The organism is Roseobacter sp. HKCCA0882 (assembly GCF_037805225.1).
Classification (GTDB): Bacteria; Pseudomonadota; Alphaproteobacteria; order Rhodobacterales; family Rhodobacteraceae; genus M30B80.
Genome location: NZ_JBBLYI010000001.1, coordinates 1 through 15,829, shown reverse-complemented (window position 1 = coordinate 15,829; position 15,829 = coordinate 1). Strand labels below are relative to the sequence as shown.

Below are 15,829 nucleotides of genomic sequence, written 5' to 3'. Positions count from 1 at the left end.
AAGCCTAGCCTTTGCAGGGGCAGAGGAAAATCCCCCATGCGCGGTCGCGCAAAAAGAAAACCCCCCGCGATTGGCGCGAGGGGTTTTCAAAACTATTCGCAAAAGAGGTGCGCTTATTCAGCAGCCGCTTCTTCTGCAGCAAGGCGCGCACGATCTGCGGCACCTTTTGCTTCGGGATCACGATCCACGAATTCGATGATGGCCATTGGCGCCATGTCACCATAGCGGAAACCCGCCTTGAGAACGCGCACATAGCCGCCCTGACGCTCCGCATAGCGGGGGCCGAGAACTTCGAACAATTTCTTTACATGGGCGTCTTGCTTCAACGCAGCAGCCGCTTGACGGCGTGCGTGCAAGTCACCGCGCTTGCCCAATGTGATCAGCTTCTCAACCACACGGCGCAGGTCTTTCGCCTTAGGCAGGGTGGTTTTGATCTGCTCATGCTCAATCAATGAGCCAGCAAGGTTCGAGAACATCGCTTTGCGGTGTTCATGGGTTCTGTTCAGACGGCGATAGCCAGATCCGTGACGCATGGTTAAATCTCCTTCATTTCATGCTTTGTCCGAGAGCCGTGCGTTGCGTCTCTCTCCTTATTGGGGCGGGATGCCCGGGGGTGCGAGAGGCGCGCATCACGCGCGCCCCTTGCGAAATCAAAAATTGTCTTCGTATTTCTTAGCCAGCTCTTCGATATTGTCTGGCGGCCAATCAACGATATCCATACCCAAATGCAGGCCCATACCAGACAGCACTTCCTTGATCTCGTTCAAGGACTTGCGGCCAAAGTTTGGCGTGCGCAGCATCTCGGCTTCGGTTTTCTGGATCAGATCACCGATATAGACGATGTTGTCATTCTTCAGGCAGTTTGCAGAGCGAACCGACAATTCCAACTCGTCCACCTTCTTGAGGAGCAACGGGTTGAATTCGAGATCATCATCATCATCCTGACGACCTGCGGCTTCTGGCTCGTCAAAGTTGACGAAGATCTGCAATTGATCCTGCAAGATACGTGCAGCATAGGCCAAGGCATCCTCAGGGGTGACCGAGCCATCTGTTTCCACTTTGACAGTCAGTTTGTCGTAATCGAGAACCTGACCTTCACGGGTCGGCTGCACGTCATAGGATACTTTCTTGACGGGCGAATAGATCGCGTCAATCGGGATCAGACCAATTGGCGCATCTTCCGGCCGGTTCTTATCTGCAGACACATAGCCTTTGCCCGTGTTCACCGTCAGTTCCATGAAGAAATCCGCGCCGTCATCCAAGTGACAGATCACGTGATCCTTGTTCAGAACTTCGATACCTGCGCTTTCGGAAATGTCGCCTGCGGTGACAACCTTAGGCCCTTTTGCGGTCACGGAAAGGCGCTTTGGCCCCTCAACTTCCATTCGCAAGGCCACGCCTTTGAGGTTGAGAACGATATCCGTTACATCCTCGCGCACACCGGCGACCGAGGAAAACTCGTGCAAGACGTTATCGATCTGCACAGAGGTGATGGCCGCGCCTTGCAGCGAGCCCATCAAAACGCGGCGCAGCGCGTTGCCAAGCGTCAGACCAAAGCCACGCTCAAGCGGCTCGGCAATCGCAGTTGCCTTGCGCGCAGGGTCGGTGCCAGGGTTTACAACCAGCTGGGTTGGCTTGATCAGTTCTTGCCAATTCTTATGGATCATTGTGGAGCCTCCATTCCTGTCGCTGACCGATCCAAGGCCAGAGACGCTCGAGGATCAAATAACCACTCAGGCCGCGTGACGCGCACGCGACCCAAGAAAAATCGCACTTGTCACACGCGGCGACGCTTTGGCGGGCGGCAGCCATTGTGCGCGATTGGGGTCACGTCACGAATAGACGTGATCTGGAACCCAACAGCGGCCAAAGCACGAAGTGCGGATTCACGACCAGAGCCTGGCCCCTGCACTTCGACTTCGAGTGTTTTCACACCATGTTCCTGTGCCTTGCGGCCCGCATCTTCTGCGGCCATCTGCGCGGCATAGGGGGTGGATTTACGGCTGCCCTTGAACCCCATCGTGCCAGCAGACGACCAAGCGATCGCATTGCCCTGCACGTCAGAGATCAGGATTTTTGTGTTGTTGAACGAGCTGTTCACATGCGCCACACCAGCGGCGATGTTTTTACGTTCTTTGCGTTTTACGCGGGTCTTGTCACGAGCCATTTATCTGCCTCCCCTTACTTCTTCTTACCCGCGATTGCCTTTGCAGGCCCCTTACGGGTTCGCGCGTTGGTGTGGGTGCGCTGACCGCGCACAGGCAGGTTGCGGCGATGACGGAGGCCACGATAGCACCCCAAATCCATCAAACGCTTTACGTTCATCTGAACTTCACGGCGCAAGTCACCTTCTACGGTGAAATTCGCATCGATATGTTCACGAATTTTCAAGACTTCGGCGTCAGACAATTCATTTACGCGGCGCGCAGGGTCGATCCCCACGGCTTCGCAGATTGAATATGCAGATGATTGGCCAATGCCAGTGATATATGTCAGCGCAATAGGAACGCGCTTGGCTGTGGGGATGTTGACCCCTGCGATACGTGCCACTTATCTTTCCTCTCGTTGCGGTTCCGTAGCTCCAGAACCTTTTTTCACAACCAAAAGGTCTTGCCGCAAAAAAGCCGCAAGACCTTTTTCGATTGATCGGGCGGCATCCGCCCGATGATTCCCTTAATGGGAAGCCTGCGCATAGGCTTTTTCCCTTCCCCCGTCAAGGGGATAGGGGTTAAGATTTGGGCTGATCCAATATGGCTGCGATGCCGCTTGCGACCGCATCAATCTCGCCCAAACCATCCACCGCCTGCAAATGCCCCTTGGCATAGTAGTAGCCAATCAGCGGCGATGTCTTTTTGTAATATTCCATCAGGCGCTGTCGCAGACTGTCTTCATTGTCATCCGGGCGGCGCTTGAACTCGGTACCGCCACAGGTGCTGCAGGTGCCATCGGCAGGAATTGGTTTGGTGATGTCATTATACACCTCACCGCAACCACCGCAGGTTGAGCGCGCCGTGATCCGGGCCACAAGAGCCTCATCATCCACACGCATTTCAATCACGGCATCAAGTGCAAGACCCATCTCGGCCAGCAATGCCTCAAGCGCATCTGCCTGTGCCAAGGTGCGGGGAAACCCGTCAAAGATGACGCCGCCAGCAGGGCCAGCATCTAGTTTCTCGCGGATCAGGCCAATGACAATCTCATCCGTCACCAATTCACCACGGGCCATCACATCGGCGACCCGTTTGCCCATTTCCGTGCCAGAGGCCTGCGCCTCGCGCAACATATCCCCGGTGGAAAGCTGAACCATGCCACGCGCCTCAACCAAGAGGCGCGCTTGGGTTCCCTTACCCGCACCTGGGGGGCCGAGAAGAATAATCGCGGTCATTTGCGCTGTGGCGTGCGGCGCTTGGCACGCCCCGCGCCCGTCCCTTTGCGGCCACGCAGTTGAGATCGCTCAAGCAAGCCCTCGTATTGATGGGCCAGCAAATGCGATTGGATCTGCTGCACCGTGTCCATGCCGACCGAGACGATGATCAAAATGGATGTGCCGCCGAAATAAGCCGTGATTGACAAGTTCGAGCGCACAATCTCGGGCAGGAGGGCGACCAAGGTCAAATACCCTGCACCAAGCACGAGAACACGGTTCACCACATATTCCAAATATTCCGAAGTGCGCTGACCAGGACGGATGCCCGGAATAAACCCATTTTGGTTTTTTAGATTGTCCGCCACATCATCGGTCTTAAAGGCCACATTCAGCGTGTAGAAATAGGTGAAGAAAATCAGCATACCTGCAAAGAACAGCAGATAGAGGGGCTGACCGGGGCCAAAATTTGCAAGGATCCATGACAGAACTGGCCCTGACGCCTCACTGCCCGAAAAGGTCGTCATGGTTGTTGGCAACAACAACAAGGATGATGCGAAGATCGCTGGGATCACGCCCGCAGGGTTAACTTTGATCGGCAAATGACTGCTGCCGCCATCATAGACCTTCATGCCGACTTGGCGGCGGGGGTATTGGATGTGGATCTTACGCAGGCTGCGTTCCATGAACACCACGAAAAACAGCGTTGCGATCAACATCACAATCACGCCCAAAACCATAGGCGTGGACAAGGCACCAGAACGGCCCTGTTCAAAAAACTGCGCCAGAGCCGCAGGGATTTCTGCGATGATACCAACAAAGATGATCAGAGAAATGCCGTTACCGATGCCGCGCTGCGTAATCTGCTCGCCAAGCCACATCAGGAACATCGTCCCGCCCACAAGGGTGATCACACAGGCCGCGCGGAAATACCAACCCGGGTCCGAGGCAAGACCGCCCGACTCCATGCTGACAGCCAAACCATAGGCCTGCGCGGTTGCCAAGGCGACCGTGCCGTAGCGCGTATATTGGTTGATTTTCTTACGGCCCTGTTCGCCCTCTTTCTTCAACTGCTCCAAGGCAGGCACCATCGAGGTCATCAGCTGCACAATGATCGAGGCTGAAATATAGGGCATGATCCCCAATGCGAACACACCCATGCGGCTTAGGGCGCCGCCTGTGAACATGTTCAAAACACCGCCCAGACCTGCAGAGGCCGCGTCAAAGAAATTGCGCAACTCTTGCCCGTCAATCCCTGGAACAGGAATATAGGTGCCGATCCGATAAATGATCAAAAGACCAAGCGTGAACCAAATGCGCTGGCGCAATTCGGACGCTTTGCCAAACGACTTCCAACTCAGATTAGCCGCCATTTGTTCAGCTGCTGAAGCCATACCGCCCCTCATCATATATTGCGCCGCAAGACCGAGCTTGCGATCTTGCGGCGCGATAAACCCTGCCCTTGATGTATGCGGCTCAGCCGCAAGTCTCAAGGCTCATCTTGGTCGAAAGCCTGCGGCAGATTACTCTGCCGCTGCTGATGCCGCTACGTTGAGCTTGCCACCTGCTTTTTCAACAGCTTCAACCGCTGCTTTGGAAGCACCTGTGACAGTGATCGTTACTTTCTTCGAGATATCACCTTTGGCCAAAACGCGGATGCCGTCCAACTTGCGGCGCACCAAGCCCGATGCAACCAATGCATCTTCGGTGATTTCTGCTTTTGCGTCCAATTTGCCCGCCTCGAGGAATTTCTCGATCAGGCCCAAATTAATGACAGCGAATTCTTTGCGGTTTGGCTTGTTGAAGCCACGCTTTGGAAGGCGCTGATAGAGGGGCATCTGACCGCCTTCATAGGCGTTGATGGCCACACCCGAACGGGATTTCTGACCTTTGATACCACGGCCACCCATTTTACCTTTGCCAGAACCAGGGCCACGGCCAATTCGCTTGGCTTTCTTGGTTGCACCTGGGTTATCGCGCAATTCATTCAGTTTCATGTCGCTACTCCTTTAGCCGGAATTACCACCCGAGCGACCGTGGCGGCAAACGCGGCACAATGATCAAAAGCGCCCCAGAAAGCTGGGGCAGGATTAAGGGCGCGGATTAACCGCGCTCCTCAATGATTTCTACCAGATGCGGGATCTTGTTGATCATGCCACGCACGGAAGGGGTATCTTCCAACTCGCGGGTTTTGTGCATCTTGTTCAAACCCAAACCAATCAGCGTTGCGCGCTGGTCTTGAGGGCGGCGGATCGGCGAGCCGATCTGTTTTACAACGATAGTTTTAGCCATTGCTCACTCTCCTCAGGCGTCTGCCGCAACTTCGGCTTCGGGCTTGCGCAGGATGTCGGCAACTTTCTTGCCGCGGCGCGCAGCCACCTGACGAGGCGAGCTTTCCTGACGCAGACCATCAAGGGTTGCGCGGATCATGTTATAAGGGTTCTGCGAGCCCAATGATTTCGCAACAACGTCCTTGATGCCAAGCATCTCGAACACGGCGCGCATTGGACCACCCGCGATGATCCCCGTCCCCTCAGGGGCGGTGCGCATCACAACATTGCCTGCGCCATGACGGCCCTGCGCATCGTGGTGCAGGGTTCGGCCTTCGCGCAGAGGCACGCGAATCAGGTTGCGCTTGGCTTGTTCGGTTGCCTTACGGATCGCTTCAGGCACTTCTTTGGCTTTTCCTTTGCCAAAGCCCACACGACCACGCTGGTCACCGACAACCACCAGAGCGGCAAAGCCGAAACGCTTACCACCTTTTACGGTCTTCGATACGCGGTTGATTGCGACCAGACGGTCGGCGAATTCTGGGGTTTCTTCGCGCTCTTCGCGGCGACGGCCCCGACGTTGTTCACGTTCTGCCATGTTTGGCATCCTTCAGTTCTGGCGCATCCCGCGCGCCTGTTTTGGTCAATCGCAGTGAGGGGCACATGAAAGGCCCTCTCCCCGATCATCGAGGCGGCACTTGCGCGCCGCCTACATGGATTAGAACTTCAAACCACCTTCGCGGGCTGCGTCAGCCAAAGCTTTGACGCGGCCGTGGAACAAGAAACCGCCACGGTCGAAATAGCATTCCGACACGCCTGCTTTCTTTGCACGGTCTGCAATCGCTGCGCCCACTTTTGCGGCCGCTTCGACATTGTTCTTGCCAACAACGCCCAGATCTTTTTCGAGCGAAGATGCCGAGGCCAAAGTCACGCCTTTTACATCGTCGATCAACTGAACGCTGATATTCTTGTTCGAGCGGTGAACAGAGAGGCGCGCACGCCCGTCTGCCATTTTCCGCAGCTTGTTCCGAACGCGCAGGCGGCGCTTGAGGAACAGTTCTCGTTTGCTGTTTGCCATCTTCGTCGCCCTTACTTCTTCTTACCTTCCTTGCGGAAGATATATTCGCCCTTATAGCGGATCCCCTTGCCCTTATAGGGCTCGGGCGCACGCCATTCGCGAATGTTTGCTGCAACCTGACCGACCAATTGCTGATCAATCCCTTCGATCACCACTTCGGTTGGCTTTGGTGTTGTCACCGTCACACCTTGTGGCACTTGGAAATCCACATCGTGGCTATAACCCAAGGACAGTTTCAGAACATTGCCTTGGATAGCGGCGCGATAACCCACACCTGTGATCTCCAGCTCTTTCTTGAAGCCATCCGTCACGCCAGTGACGAGGTTCTGAACCATCGAACGGCTCATACCCCATTGCTGGAGCGCACGCTTGGACTTGCCGCGTGGTGTCACATCAACCGCGTTGTCATTGACTGCGATTGTGACATCATCGGTGGCGGTAAAGCTACGGGTGCCTTTTGGCCCCTTCACCTCGATCGTCTGGCCCGACACAGTGGCTGTTACACCACCAGGCAGTCCGACCGGTTTTTTCCCAATACGAGACATGCTTCAGGCCTCCTTAGAATACGGTGCAGAGAACTTCGCCGCCGACATTGGCCTGACGTGCATTCGCATCGGACATCACACCTTTGGAGGTGGAGACGATGGAAACACCAAGACCTTGCCGAACCTGCGGAATATCCTGCACGTTCATGTAAACACGACGACCGGGGGTGGATACGCGCTTAATCTCGCGGATCACGGGGCTGCCTTCATAGTATTTCAGGCTGATTTCCAGCGCAGGATGCCCTGCGGCATCAGAGGTGCGCTCGTAGCCGCGGATATAGCCTTCATCGGCCAATACATCCAAGACCCAAGCACGCAGCTTGGAAGCGGGCGTCACGACTGTGGACTTGCCACGCATCTGCGCATTGCGGATGCGGGTCAGCATATCACCAAGAGGATCATTCATCTGTCAGACCTCCTTACCAGCTCGACTTAACCATGCCGGGGATTTGGCCGTTCGAGGCCAATTCACGCAGCATGATACGCGAGACTTTCAGCTTACGGTAATAGGCCTTTGGGCGCCCCGTGAGCTGGCAACGGTTATGAAGACGAGTGGCGGAGCTGTTACGTGGCAGCTCTGCCAGTTTCAGACGAGCTTTAAAACGCTCTTCCATCGGCTTCGATTCATCATTCGCGATTTCTTTCAGCGCGGCACGCTTTGTTGCGTATTTCGCAACAAGCTTTTGGCGCTTAACTTCGCGTGCAACCATGGACTTCTTTGCCATTGTTCTACTCTCCTCCCGCGATCACGAATTGAAGGGCATGTTGAAATGCTTCAACAGCGCCTTGGCTTCCGCGTCAGTTTTCGCGGTGGTGCAAATGATAATGTCCATTCCCCAAACCTCATCGACCTTGTCGAAGTTGATTTCAGGGAAAACGATATGTTCTTTGATGCCCATGGCGTAGTTGCCACGGCCGTCAAAGGACTTGCCAGACACGCCGCGGAAGTCGCGGATGCGCGGCATAGCCACAGTGATCAGACGATCAAGGAATTCATACATGCGGTCGCCGCGCAGGGTAACCTTTGCGCCAAGAGGCATATCTTCGCGAACACGGAAGCCCGCGATGGATTTCTTTGCCTTGGTCACAACGGCCTGCTGGCCTGCAATCGCGCTGAGGTCTTCCTGAGCGGATTTGACTTTTTTACTGTCACGCACGGCTTCGGCGCCTGCGCCGATGTTCAGAACGATCTTATCCAAACGTGGGATTTGCATATCGTTCTTATAGCCGAACTCTTCCTTCATCGCAGGGCGAACAGTCGAAGCAAAAGCCGCCTTCAGGCGTGGGGTATAGTTTGCCGTATCAAGCATTAGATGGCCTCCCCCGTGGTTTTGGCGATACGCACCTTCTTACCGTCTTCAACCTTGAAGCCAACACGGGTGGGTTTGCCGTTTTTGTCCAGAAGCGCCAGATTGGACAGGTCAATTGGCATCGCCTTTGGAAGGCGGCCGCCTTGGCCCTGTGCAGATTGGCGGGTGTGACGGATGGCGATGTTCACGCCGTCCACGATGGCCTTGTTGGCCTTTGGCATAACGGCAGAGATTTCACCCTCTTTGCCCTTATCCTTGCCAGCAAGCACGACGACCTTGTCGCCCTTTTTCAACTTGGCAGCCATATTACAGCACCTCCGGAGCGAGCGAGATGATCTTCATGAAGTTCTTCGCACGCAACTCACGCACAACTGGCCCGAAGATACGGGTGCCAACAGGCTCGTTGTTGTTGTTGAGGATCACGGCCGCATTGCGGTCGAAACGGATGGCTGTGCCATCTTCGCGGCGAACTTCTTTTGCGGTGCGCACGACAACGGCCTTACGGACATCGCCCTTCTTTACACGACCGCGTGGGATGGCTTCCTTAACGGAGACCACGATGATGTCACCCACCGAGGCATATTTCCGCTTGGATCCACCCAGAACCTTGATGCACTGAACTCGGCGAGCGCCAGAGTTGTCAGCTACATCCAGATTGGTCTGCATCTGGATCATAGTGGTATCTCCCGACCTTTGGGGGCGCCGATGCGGACATTACCCCCAGGGTTTCGTTAAACTGAAAATCAGCGCTTAGTTTGCGATGACTTCCCAGCGTTTCGACTTCGAAATTGGCGCACATTCCTGAATGCGGACGATATCGCCAACTTTGAATTGGTTCTGCGGATCGTGGGCCCGATACTTCTTGGACTTACGAACCGTCTTCTTCATCACTGGGTGCGTAAAGCGGCGCTCTACAGACACGGTGACGGTTTGTTCATTCTGATCAGAGGTGACAACACCTTGCAGGATACGTTTGGGCATTAGTTGGCCTCCCCTGCGGCTGCTGCTGCCTTCTGAGATAGAATCGTGTTCACACGGGCCACGTCACGGCGCACTTGGCGCATACGGGCGGTGTTTTCCAATTGGCCAGTGGCCTGTTGGAAGCGCAGGTTAAACGCTTCCTTCTTCAACTGAACAAGCTGATCACGCAGCTGGTCAGGCGTTTTATCACGTAGGTCTTGCGCGTTCATCGCGTTGGTCTTCCTTTTCAACAATCAACGGAGGGCCGCAAAAAGCGTCACCCTGATTCCGTTGGAGTAGGTGGATAACGGCGGCACATACGCGCATCTTGGGCATATGGCAACCCCACGGGGGAATTTATCCGCGTTTTTCAAAGGCGGTTGTGGTCTGCCCTCGCCCCGCACCTAGACCTAGGCTATGGTTCCGTCATCCGTTCCGCGCGGCTTGGCGCATCTTGATCTAAGGAAGGCCTATGGCACAGATATCATCCTTATTCGTCACACTCCTCTATCACGGCAATCTGCACGAGGCAGCCCCTCACCTTGATTTGGCCGAGTTAGAGCAATCTTGCCTGGTTATCGCAGAAGATGACGAAGCAGGTCAAACATGGTGCGAGGAAAACGGATATCCTGGATATACGTCCTATGCCTCGCTCACCGATCTGCCTTGGCGCTTTCCGATCTTTGCGGATTTGGTGAAAATTCTCGATCATCATGTCGCTGAATTCGTCAAGGATTTGGAATTCGATCTGGATGGCCGCGCTTTGGTTCTTGAGGATTTATGGATCAACATCCTGCCCGAAGGCGGCACGCATAGCTCGCATATTCATCCGCATTCGGTGATTTCGGGGACGACCTATGTTGCAATGCCCGAAGGTGCATCGGCGTTGAAACTGGAAGACCCGCGCCTGTCGCGCATGATGGCGGCCCCAACGCGGGCCAAGACCGCACGCGCAGAATTACAGCCCTTTATCTATGTAAAGCCGAATGTCGGTGATGTGCTGCTATGGGAAAGCTGGTTGCGCCATGAGGTGCCGATGAATATGGCCGAGGATGAGCGGATCAGCGTCAGCTTTAATTATCGTTGGGACTAAAGAAAAACCCCCGCAGATTGCTCTGCGGGGGTTTTGATTTTCACAAACGAAACTGAAATTACCAGTCTTCGCGTGCCACGGTGCGTGTTTTGATTGGCAGCTTCATCGCGGCAAGGCGCAGCGCCTCGCGTGCGATTTCTTCGTTAACGCCGTCAATCTCAAACATAACGCGGCCTGGTTTGACCTTGCATGCCCAGTAATCGACCGAACCTTTACCTTTACCCATACGCACTTCGGTTGGTTTCGAAGTTACAGGGGTGTCAGGGAAGATGCGGATCCATACACGACCTTGACGTTTCATGTGGCGTGTCAGGGCGCGGCGGGCAGCTTCGATCTGGCGCGCGGTAACGCGCTCAGGCTGAAGGGCTTTCAGGCCAAAGGTGCCAAAGTTCAGGTCAGACCCACCTTTTGCTTCACCCTTGATGCGGCCTTTGTGCATCTTGCGGAATTTTGTGCGCTTTGGTTGCAGCATCTGTCAAACTCCTCAGCGATCACGGCGCGGGCGTGGTGCCCCACCGCTATCCTGCATTTCGGCCAAACGGCGATCACGCGCCGATGGATCATGCTCAAGGATTTCACCCTTGAAGATCCAGACCTTGATCCCAATGATCCCGTAAGGTGTGGACGCTTCTGCATGCGCGTAGTCAATGTCTGCGCGCAATGTGTGAAGCGGCACGCGGCCCTCACGATACCATTCGGTGCGGGCGATTTCAGCACCACCCAAGCGACCAGCCACGTTAACACGGATACCCAAGGCACCCATGCGCATCGCGTTCTGCACGGCGCGCTTCATTGCGCGGCGGAACGAAACGCGGCGCTCAAGCTGCTGAGCGATGGACTCTGCCACCAATGCCGCATCAACTTCTGGCTTGCGCACTTCAACGATGTTGAGGTGCAATTCGCTGTCGGTCATTGCGGCCAGCTTTTTGCGCAGGCCTTCAATATCCGCACCTTTTTTCCCGATGATAACACCAGGGCGAGCGGTGTGGATGGTGACGCGGCACTTGCGGTGCGGACGCTCGATGATGACTTTGGAGACACCAGCTTGCTTGCACTCTTTCGCCACGAATTCACGCATACGCAGATCTTCGAGCAACAGGTTGCCGTAATCCTTGGTGTCCGCATACCAGCGGCTGTCCCAAGTGCGGTTGACCTGCAGGCGCATGCCAATTGGATTTACCTTATGACCCATTACGCTTGCTCCTCGACCTGGCGAACCTTGATGGTTAGTTCAGAGAACGGCTTGTGGATGCGGCCAAACCGACCACGGGCACGTGGACGACCACGCTTCATGATCAGGTTCTTACCAACATATGCTTCGGCAACGACCAATTCATCCACATCAAGGCTGTGGTTGTTTTCAGCATTCGCAATGGCAGACTGAAGGCATTTCTTCACGTCAATCGCGATGCGCTTGTTGGAAAAGGTCAACGCGGTCAAAGCCTTGTCAACTTTCTTCCCACGGATCATTTGCGCGACGAGGTTCAATTTCTGCGGGCTTGTGCGCAACATGCGCAGTTTTGCCATCGCTTCATTGTCCGCCACGCGGCGGGGATTCTTATCCTTGCCCATGGCTTACTTCCTTTTCGCTTTCTTATCCGCAGCGTGCCCGTAATAGGTGCGCGTTGGAGAATATTCACCGAATTTCTGACCGATCATGTCTTCAGTGACGTTCACGGGGATGTGCTTTTGCCCGTTATAGACACCAAAGGTGAGGCCAACGAATTGCGGCAGGATGGTTGAACGGCGCGACCAGATTTTGATCACTTCGTTGCGCCCAGACTCCCGCGCTTTTTCTGCCTTCTTGAGGACGTATGCGTCGACAAAAGGGCCTTTCCATACAGAACGGCTCATCTATTAACGCCCTTTCTTCTTGGCATGACGCGAGCGGATAATCAGCTTCTGCGATGCCTTGTTCTTGTTGCGGGTGCGTGTGCCCTTGGTATCCTTACCCCATGGGGTAACTGGCGTACGGCCACCAGATGTGCGGCCTTCACCACCACCATGTGGGTGATCGATTGGGTTCATCGCAACACCACGGACGCTTGGGCGCTTGCCCATGTGGCGGACGCGGCCCGCTTTACCAAGGTTTTGGTTCGAGTTGTCAGGGTTTGACACGGCACCAATGGTTGCCATGCATTCCTGACGCACCAGACGCAATTCACCAGAAGAGAGGCGGATCTGAGCATAGCCACCGTCACGACCAACGAACTGGGCATACGTGCCCGCCGCGCGTGCGATTTGGCCACCTTTACCGGGCTTCAATTCGATATTGTGAACGATTGTCCCGATGGGCATGCCCGAAAATGGCATTGCGTTACCGGGCTTAATATCTGCTTTTGCAGAGGCGACAACCGCATCCCCAACAGCCAAACGCTGTGGCGCTAGGATATAGGCCTGCTCGCCATCGCTGTAGCGGATCAACGCGATGAAGGCGGTGCGGTTAGGATCGTATTCGATCCGTTCAACCGTGGCTGTGACGTCAAATTTACGACGCTTGAAATCCACGATACGATATAGACGCTTCGCGCCACCACCGCGGCGGCGTGCGGTAATCCGTCCGGTATTGTTCCGACCGCCCTTTTTCGTCAAACCCTCAGTCAAGGATTTGACAGGACGTCCTTTCCACAGCTCCGAACGGTCGATCAGCACCAGCCCGCGCTGGCCCGGCGTCGTCGGCTTATACGACTTAAGTGCCATGCTTTCTGTCTTCCGTTTGCTAACGGCAGGTAATTAAAAACCCACCTATGTTGTAAGTCCCCCGAATTGGGTGACCGATAAATAAGGGCCCCGAAGGTCCCAGTGAAATGTCGTTCATGCGAACAACAGGAAAGCCCCAGACGAATCTGGGGCTATCGCGATGGCGCTGTGTAGGAAAGTGAAGCCCTAAGGTCAAGGCCCCTTCCCGACTGTGTAGCCGCCTTTGCGATGAACAAGGCCCCAACCGCATCCGCAGTCGGGGCCTCGCTGAGGTCAGATCAGGCAAAACGCCCGAACGTGGGACAGATCAAAGACCTGTGGCCACGTCGATTGTGTTGCCTTCTTCGAGCGTTACATAGGCCTTCTTGACATCCTTACGGGTGCCCGCGATGCCACGGAAACGCTTGTTCTTGCCTTTGGTGACAGTTGTATTGACCGCTTTCACCTTCACACCAAACAGGCTTTCAACAGCCTCCTTGATCTGGGGTTTATTCGCATCAATCGCAACTTCGAACACAACCGCATTGTTCTCGGAGGCCATAGTGGCTTTTTCCGTGATGATCGGGCGGCGGATCACGTCATAATGTTCTGGCTTCGTGCTCATTTTAGGCGAGCCTCCAGTGCTTCGACACCCGCCTTCGTCAACACCAGAGTGTCGCGCTTGAGGATGTCATAGACATTCGCGCCCATGGATGGCAGCACATCGAGACCCTCGATGTTGCGCGCCGCTTGGGCGAAGTTCGCATCAACCGTTGCACCGTCAATGATCAAGGCACGCTTCCAACCAAGGTTCTTCACCTGCTTGGCCAATTGTGCGGTTTTCGCCTCGGCCATGGCCGCTGCTTCGATGATCACCAACTCGCCTGCCGCCACTTTGGCAGACAAAGCGTGCTTCAGACCAAGCTTACGAAACTTCTTAGGAAGCTCGTGCGCATGGCTGCGTGGGGTTGGGCCTTTGTAAATGCCACCCTTACGGAAGATCGGCGCCTTACGAGACCCGTGGCGCGCGCCACCAGTGCCCTTTTGGCGATAGATCTTCTTGGTCGAATAGCTGACTTCAGAACGAGTTTTAACCTTGTGCGTGCCTGCCTGCGCCTTGTTACGCTGCCAACGGACAACGCGGTGCAGGATGTCAGCACGGGGCTCAAGACCAAAAATGTCATCGCCAAGATCAACTGATCCCGCTTTGCCACCGTCCAATTTAATGACGTCAAGTTTCATTATGCTTCACCTCCCTCGGCGGGGGCGTCCTCTGCGGGGGCCTCGGTTGCAGGCGCAGCTGCGGCGGCGGATTTCAAAGCAGCAGGCAAAACAGCATTCTCAGGGAATGGCTTTTTCACCGCATCTTTGATGGTCACCCAACCACCTTTGGTGCCAGGAACAGCGCCTTTGACCATGATCAGGCCACGATCTGCATCGGTGCGAACAACTTGCAGGTTTTGAGTGGTGACGCGCACCGAGCCCAAATGGCCTGCCATTTTCTTGCCCTTAAACACGCGACCAGGATCTTGACACTGACCTGTCGAACCATGCGAACGGTGGCTGATCGAAACGCCGTGAGACGCACGCAAACCGCCGAAGTTATGGCGCTTCATCGCACCCGCGAAACCTTTACCGGTCGAGGTGCCAGACACGTCAACGAATTGACCTTCGAAATAATGGTCTGCGGTGATTTCTTCACCAACGGCCACCAAATTCTCAGGGTCAACACGGAATTCCGCAAGCTTACGCTTAGGCTCAACCTTTGCAGCGGCGAAATGGCCGCGCATTGGCGCCGAAACGCGCTTTGCTTTTGCGGAACCTGCACCGAGCTGGATGGCAGTGTAGCCATCTTTGTCAGTGGTGCGCTGTGCCACAACCTGAAGACCATCCAATTGCAAAACAGTCACAGGGATCTGACGACCATCTTCCATGAACAGGCGGGTCATACCCAATTTTTTAGCGATCACTCCAGAGCGCAACATATCCGATGCCCCCCTTAGACCTTGATCTCGACATCCACGCCAGCGGCGAGGTCGAGCTTCATCAATGCGTCCACAGTCTGTGGTGTTGGATCAACAATATCCAACAGACGCTTGTGGGTGCGAATTTCCCACTGGTCGCGGCTCTTCTTGTCGATGTGAGGCCCACGCAGAACAGTGAATTTTTCGATCTTGTTTGGCAGCGGGATAGGCCCGCGCACCTGTGCACCCGTCCGCTTGGCGGTGTTCACGATTTCCTGCGTGCTGGCATCCAGAACGCGGTAATCAAACGCCTTGAGGCGGATACGGATGTTTTGGCTTTGAATGGCCATTACTCTGATCCTTTACGATTGAGAGGAGGGCAATGTGTCACCACATTTCCTCGTCGAACCGGTTTCAATTTGGGTGCGAAATTGCACCCAGCGGGTGAAGATGGCACGCGGGGTTTCCCCCGCGTGCCAATCTCAAATCTTAAGCGATGATTTTGGAGACCACGCCTGCGCCGACTGTGCGGCCGCCTTCGCGGATGGCGAAGCGCAGACCATCTT

General features: G+C 55.2%; 29 protein-coding genes. 1 reads left to right on the top strand and 28 read right to left on the bottom strand.

The window, feature by feature from the left end; all coding sequences use genetic code 11:
- Positions 1-113: 113 nt before the first annotated feature.
- From rplQ to rpmC, 18 genes are all read right to left on the bottom strand, one after another.
- Positions 114-533: a 50S ribosomal protein L17 gene (gene rplQ, locus AAC622_RS00145; RefSeq protein ID WP_317657430.1), complete on the bottom strand. Its 420-nt coding sequence runs from the start codon at positions 531-533 to the stop codon at positions 114-116.
- Positions 534-650: 117 nt separating this feature from the next.
- Entirely contained in the window at positions 651-1,667 is a 1,017-nt protein-coding gene (locus tag AAC622_RS00140; RefSeq protein ID WP_340259770.1) for a DNA-directed RNA polymerase subunit alpha, read from the bottom strand.
- 110 nt (positions 1,668-1,777) lie between these two features.
- Complete coding sequence (rpsK, locus tag AAC622_RS00135; RefSeq protein WP_213675009.1) at positions 1,778-2,167, bottom strand: 30S ribosomal protein S11; 390 nt, start codon at positions 2,165-2,167, stop codon at positions 1,778-1,780.
- A 14-nt stretch (positions 2,168-2,181) separates the two neighbouring features.
- Entirely contained in the window at positions 2,182-2,550 is a 369-nt protein-coding gene (gene rpsM / locus AAC622_RS00130; RefSeq protein WP_317657427.1) for a 30S ribosomal protein S13, read from the bottom strand.
- 178 nt (positions 2,551-2,728) lie between these two features.
- On the bottom strand, positions 2,729-3,385 hold the full coding sequence (locus tag AAC622_RS00125) for an adenylate kinase (RefSeq protein ID WP_340259769.1): 657 nt from the start codon (positions 3,383-3,385) through the stop codon (positions 2,729-2,731).
- On the bottom strand, positions 3,382-4,758 hold the full coding sequence (secY, locus tag AAC622_RS00120) for a preprotein translocase subunit SecY (RefSeq protein ID WP_340259768.1): 1,377 nt from the start codon (positions 4,756-4,758) through the stop codon (positions 3,382-3,384). Before secY ends, AAC622_RS00125 begins: the two co-directional genes overlap by 4 nt.
- A gap of 129 nt (positions 4,759-4,887) precedes the next feature.
- Positions 4,888-5,361 carry a 50S ribosomal protein L15 gene (gene rplO / locus AAC622_RS00115; protein ID WP_340259767.1) on the bottom strand — a complete coding sequence of 158 codons (474 nt, stop codon included), beginning with the start codon at positions 5,359-5,361 and terminating at the stop codon, positions 4,888-4,890.
- 106 nt (positions 5,362-5,467) lie between these two features.
- The gene (gene rpmD, locus AAC622_RS00110) at positions 5,468-5,656 is read right to left on the bottom strand and encodes a 50S ribosomal protein L30 (protein WP_213675014.1); all 189 of its coding nucleotides are present in this window, start codon (positions 5,654-5,656) and stop codon (positions 5,468-5,470) included.
- Positions 5,657-5,668: 12 nt separating this feature from the next.
- Positions 5,669-6,232 carry a 30S ribosomal protein S5 gene (gene rpsE / locus AAC622_RS00105; protein ID WP_317657423.1) on the bottom strand — a complete coding sequence of 188 codons (564 nt, stop codon included), beginning with the start codon at positions 6,230-6,232 and terminating at the stop codon, positions 5,669-5,671.
- 120 nt (positions 6,233-6,352) lie between these two features.
- Complete coding sequence (rplR, locus tag AAC622_RS00100; protein ID WP_317657422.1) at positions 6,353-6,712, bottom strand: 50S ribosomal protein L18; 360 nt, start codon at positions 6,710-6,712, stop codon at positions 6,353-6,355.
- 11 nt (positions 6,713-6,723) lie between these two features.
- On the bottom strand, positions 6,724-7,257 hold the full coding sequence (gene rplF, locus AAC622_RS00095; protein WP_340259766.1) for a 50S ribosomal protein L6: 534 nt from the start codon (positions 7,255-7,257) through the stop codon (positions 6,724-6,726).
- Between the two features lie 13 nt (positions 7,258-7,270).
- On the bottom strand, positions 7,271-7,663 hold the full coding sequence (gene rpsH / locus AAC622_RS00090) for a 30S ribosomal protein S8 (protein WP_317657420.1): 393 nt from the start codon (positions 7,661-7,663) through the stop codon (positions 7,271-7,273).
- A gap of 13 nt (positions 7,664-7,676) precedes the next feature.
- Entirely contained in the window at positions 7,677-7,982 is a 306-nt protein-coding gene (gene rpsN / locus AAC622_RS00085) for a 30S ribosomal protein S14 (RefSeq protein ID WP_340244635.1), read from the bottom strand.
- 21 nt (positions 7,983-8,003) lie between these two features.
- A complete protein-coding gene (gene rplE, locus AAC622_RS00080; protein ID WP_317657418.1) occupies positions 8,004-8,567 on the bottom strand; it encodes a 50S ribosomal protein L5 in 564 nt (187 codons plus the stop codon).
- Positions 8,567-8,872 carry a 50S ribosomal protein L24 gene (gene rplX, locus AAC622_RS00075; RefSeq protein ID WP_340244637.1) on the bottom strand — a complete coding sequence of 102 codons (306 nt, stop codon included), beginning with the start codon at positions 8,870-8,872 and terminating at the stop codon, positions 8,567-8,569. Before rplX ends, rplE begins: the two co-directional genes overlap by 1 nt.
- Before the next feature lies 1 nt (position 8,873).
- Positions 8,874-9,242: a 50S ribosomal protein L14 gene (rplN, locus tag AAC622_RS00070; RefSeq protein ID WP_005621870.1), complete on the bottom strand. Its 369-nt coding sequence runs from the start codon at positions 9,240-9,242 to the stop codon at positions 8,874-8,876.
- A 75-nt stretch (positions 9,243-9,317) separates the two neighbouring features.
- Entirely contained in the window at positions 9,318-9,548 is a 231-nt protein-coding gene (gene rpsQ, locus AAC622_RS00065) for a 30S ribosomal protein S17 (RefSeq protein WP_317657416.1), read from the bottom strand.
- Entirely contained in the window at positions 9,548-9,757 is a 210-nt protein-coding gene (gene rpmC / locus AAC622_RS00060; protein WP_317657415.1) for a 50S ribosomal protein L29, read from the bottom strand. The genes rpsQ and rpmC overlap by 1 nt, the downstream gene beginning before the upstream one ends.
- A 242-nt stretch (positions 9,758-9,999) precedes the next feature.
- Between rpmC and AAC622_RS00055 the strand changes: the two genes are divergently transcribed.
- Positions 10,000-10,620, top strand: a complete 621-nt coding sequence (locus AAC622_RS00055; protein ID WP_340259765.1) for a 2OG-Fe(II) oxygenase family protein — start codon at positions 10,000-10,002, stop codon at positions 10,618-10,620.
- 58 nt (positions 10,621-10,678) lie between these two features.
- Here AAC622_RS00055 and rplP read toward each other — a convergent pair whose 3' ends face one another.
- The 10 genes from rplP to AAC622_RS00005 form a co-directional block, all read right to left on the bottom strand.
- On the bottom strand, positions 10,679-11,092 hold the full coding sequence (gene rplP, locus AAC622_RS00050) for a 50S ribosomal protein L16 (protein ID WP_317657413.1): 414 nt from the start codon (positions 11,090-11,092) through the stop codon (positions 10,679-10,681).
- 12 nt (positions 11,093-11,104) lie between these two features.
- Positions 11,105-11,812 (bottom strand): 30S ribosomal protein S3, encoded by a 708-nt coding sequence (rpsC, locus tag AAC622_RS00045; protein ID WP_317657412.1) that lies wholly within the window; start codon positions 11,810-11,812, stop codon positions 11,105-11,107.
- On the bottom strand, positions 11,812-12,192 hold the full coding sequence (gene rplV / locus AAC622_RS00040) for a 50S ribosomal protein L22 (protein ID WP_317657411.1): 381 nt from the start codon (positions 12,190-12,192) through the stop codon (positions 11,812-11,814). The genes rpsC and rplV overlap by 1 nt, the downstream gene beginning before the upstream one ends.
- 3 nt (positions 12,193-12,195) lie before the next feature.
- Positions 12,196-12,474, bottom strand: coding sequence for a 30S ribosomal protein S19 (gene rpsS / locus AAC622_RS00035; protein ID WP_217777634.1), 279 nt, complete (start codon positions 12,472-12,474; stop codon positions 12,196-12,198).
- A gap of 3 nt (positions 12,475-12,477) precedes the next feature.
- The gene (rplB, locus tag AAC622_RS00030; RefSeq protein WP_317657410.1) at positions 12,478-13,320 is read right to left on the bottom strand and encodes a 50S ribosomal protein L2; all 843 of its coding nucleotides are present in this window, start codon (positions 13,318-13,320) and stop codon (positions 12,478-12,480) included.
- Positions 13,321-13,627: 307 nt separating this feature from the next.
- On the bottom strand, positions 13,628-13,924 hold the full coding sequence (locus tag AAC622_RS00025; protein WP_317657409.1) for a 50S ribosomal protein L23: 297 nt from the start codon (positions 13,922-13,924) through the stop codon (positions 13,628-13,630).
- The gene (gene rplD, locus AAC622_RS00020; RefSeq protein WP_317657408.1) at positions 13,921-14,541 is read right to left on the bottom strand and encodes a 50S ribosomal protein L4; all 621 of its coding nucleotides are present in this window, start codon (positions 14,539-14,541) and stop codon (positions 13,921-13,923) included. The genes AAC622_RS00025 and rplD overlap by 4 nt, the downstream gene beginning before the upstream one ends.
- Positions 14,541-15,284, bottom strand: a complete 744-nt coding sequence (rplC, locus tag AAC622_RS00015; RefSeq protein WP_340259764.1) for a 50S ribosomal protein L3 — start codon at positions 15,282-15,284, stop codon at positions 14,541-14,543. The genes rplD and rplC overlap by 1 nt, the downstream gene beginning before the upstream one ends.
- A gap of 14 nt (positions 15,285-15,298) precedes the next feature.
- Positions 15,299-15,607, bottom strand: a complete 309-nt coding sequence (rpsJ, locus tag AAC622_RS00010; protein WP_010400227.1) for a 30S ribosomal protein S10 — start codon at positions 15,605-15,607, stop codon at positions 15,299-15,301.
- 145 nt (positions 15,608-15,752) lie between these two features.
- A partial coding sequence (locus tag AAC622_RS00005; protein ID WP_340261355.1) for an EF-Tu C-terminal domain-related protein occupies positions 15,753-15,829 on the bottom strand: 77 nt, incomplete at its 5' end.

Excerpts from the sequence above, each read along its gene's own strand:
- AAC622_RS00025 (WP_317657409.1), bottom strand. The coding sequence starts at position 13,924 with ATGAGCACGAAGCCAGAACATTATGACGTGATCCGCCGCCCGATCATC.
- rpmC (WP_317657415.1), bottom strand. The coding sequence starts at position 9,757 with ATGAACGCGCAAGACCTACGTGATAAAACGCCTGACCAGCTGCGTGAT.
- rplP (WP_317657413.1), bottom strand. The coding sequence starts at position 11,092 with ATGCTGCAACCAAAGCGCACAAAATTCCGCAAGATGCACAAAGGCCGC.
- rpsQ (WP_317657416.1), bottom strand. The coding sequence starts at position 9,548 with ATGCCCAAACGTATCCTGCAAGGTGTTGTCACCTCTGATCAGAATGAA.
- AAC622_RS00055 (WP_340259765.1), top strand. The coding sequence starts at position 10,000 with ATGGCACAGATATCATCCTTATTCGTCACACTCCTCTATCACGGCAAT.
- rpsS (WP_217777634.1), bottom strand. The coding sequence starts at position 12,474 with ATGAGCCGTTCTGTATGGAAAGGCCCTTTTGTCGACGCATACGTCCTC.
- rpsK (WP_213675009.1), bottom strand. The coding sequence starts at position 2,167 with ATGGCTCGTGACAAGACCCGCGTAAAACGCAAAGAACGTAAAAACATC.
- rpsN (WP_340244635.1), bottom strand. The coding sequence starts at position 7,982 with ATGGCAAAGAAGTCCATGGTTGCACGCGAAGTTAAGCGCCAAAAGCTT.
- AAC622_RS00140 (WP_340259770.1), bottom strand. The coding sequence starts at position 1,667 with ATGATCCATAAGAATTGGCAAGAACTGATCAAGCCAACCCAGCTGGTT.
- rplB (WP_317657410.1), bottom strand. The coding sequence starts at position 13,320 with ATGGCACTTAAGTCGTATAAGCCGACGACGCCGGGCCAGCGCGGGCTG.
- rplR (WP_317657422.1), bottom strand. The coding sequence starts at position 6,712 with ATGGCAAACAGCAAACGAGAACTGTTCCTCAAGCGCCGCCTGCGCGTT.
- rplF (WP_340259766.1), bottom strand. The coding sequence starts at position 7,257 with ATGTCTCGTATTGGGAAAAAACCGGTCGGACTGCCTGGTGGTGTAACA.
- rplC (WP_340259764.1), bottom strand. The coding sequence starts at position 15,284 with ATGTTGCGCTCTGGAGTGATCGCTAAAAAATTGGGTATGACCCGCCTG.
- rplD (WP_317657408.1), bottom strand. The coding sequence starts at position 14,541 with ATGAAACTTGACGTCATTAAATTGGACGGTGGCAAAGCGGGATCAGTT.
- rpsC (WP_317657412.1), bottom strand. The coding sequence starts at position 11,812 with ATGGGTCATAAGGTAAATCCAATTGGCATGCGCCTGCAGGTCAACCGC.
- rplN (WP_005621870.1), bottom strand. The coding sequence starts at position 9,242 with ATGATCCAGATGCAGACCAATCTGGATGTAGCTGACAACTCTGGCGCT.
- rplV (WP_317657411.1), bottom strand. The coding sequence starts at position 12,192 with ATGGGCAAGGATAAGAATCCCCGCCGCGTGGCGGACAATGAAGCGATG.
- rpsH (WP_317657420.1), bottom strand. The coding sequence starts at position 7,663 with ATGAATGATCCTCTTGGTGATATGCTGACCCGCATCCGCAATGCGCAG.
- rplQ (WP_317657430.1), bottom strand. The coding sequence starts at position 533 with ATGCGTCACGGATCTGGCTATCGCCGTCTGAACAGAACCCATGAACAC.
- rplO (WP_340259767.1), bottom strand. The coding sequence starts at position 5,361 with ATGAAACTGAATGAATTGCGCGATAACCCAGGTGCAACCAAGAAAGCC.
- rplX (WP_340244637.1), bottom strand. The coding sequence starts at position 8,872 with ATGGCTGCCAAGTTGAAAAAGGGCGACAAGGTCGTCGTGCTTGCTGGC.
- secY (WP_340259768.1), bottom strand. The coding sequence starts at position 4,758 with ATGGCTTCAGCAGCTGAACAAATGGCGGCTAATCTGAGTTGGAAGTCG.
- rpmD (WP_213675014.1), bottom strand. The coding sequence starts at position 5,656 with ATGGCTAAAACTATCGTTGTAAAACAGATCGGCTCGCCGATCCGCCGC.
- rpsE (WP_317657423.1), bottom strand. The coding sequence starts at position 6,232 with ATGGCAGAACGTGAACAACGTCGGGGCCGTCGCCGCGAAGAGCGCGAA.
- rplE (WP_317657418.1), bottom strand. The coding sequence starts at position 8,567 with ATGCTTGATACGGCAAACTATACCCCACGCCTGAAGGCGGCTTTTGCT.
- AAC622_RS00125 (WP_340259769.1), bottom strand. The coding sequence starts at position 3,385 with ATGACCGCGATTATTCTTCTCGGCCCCCCAGGTGCGGGTAAGGGAACC.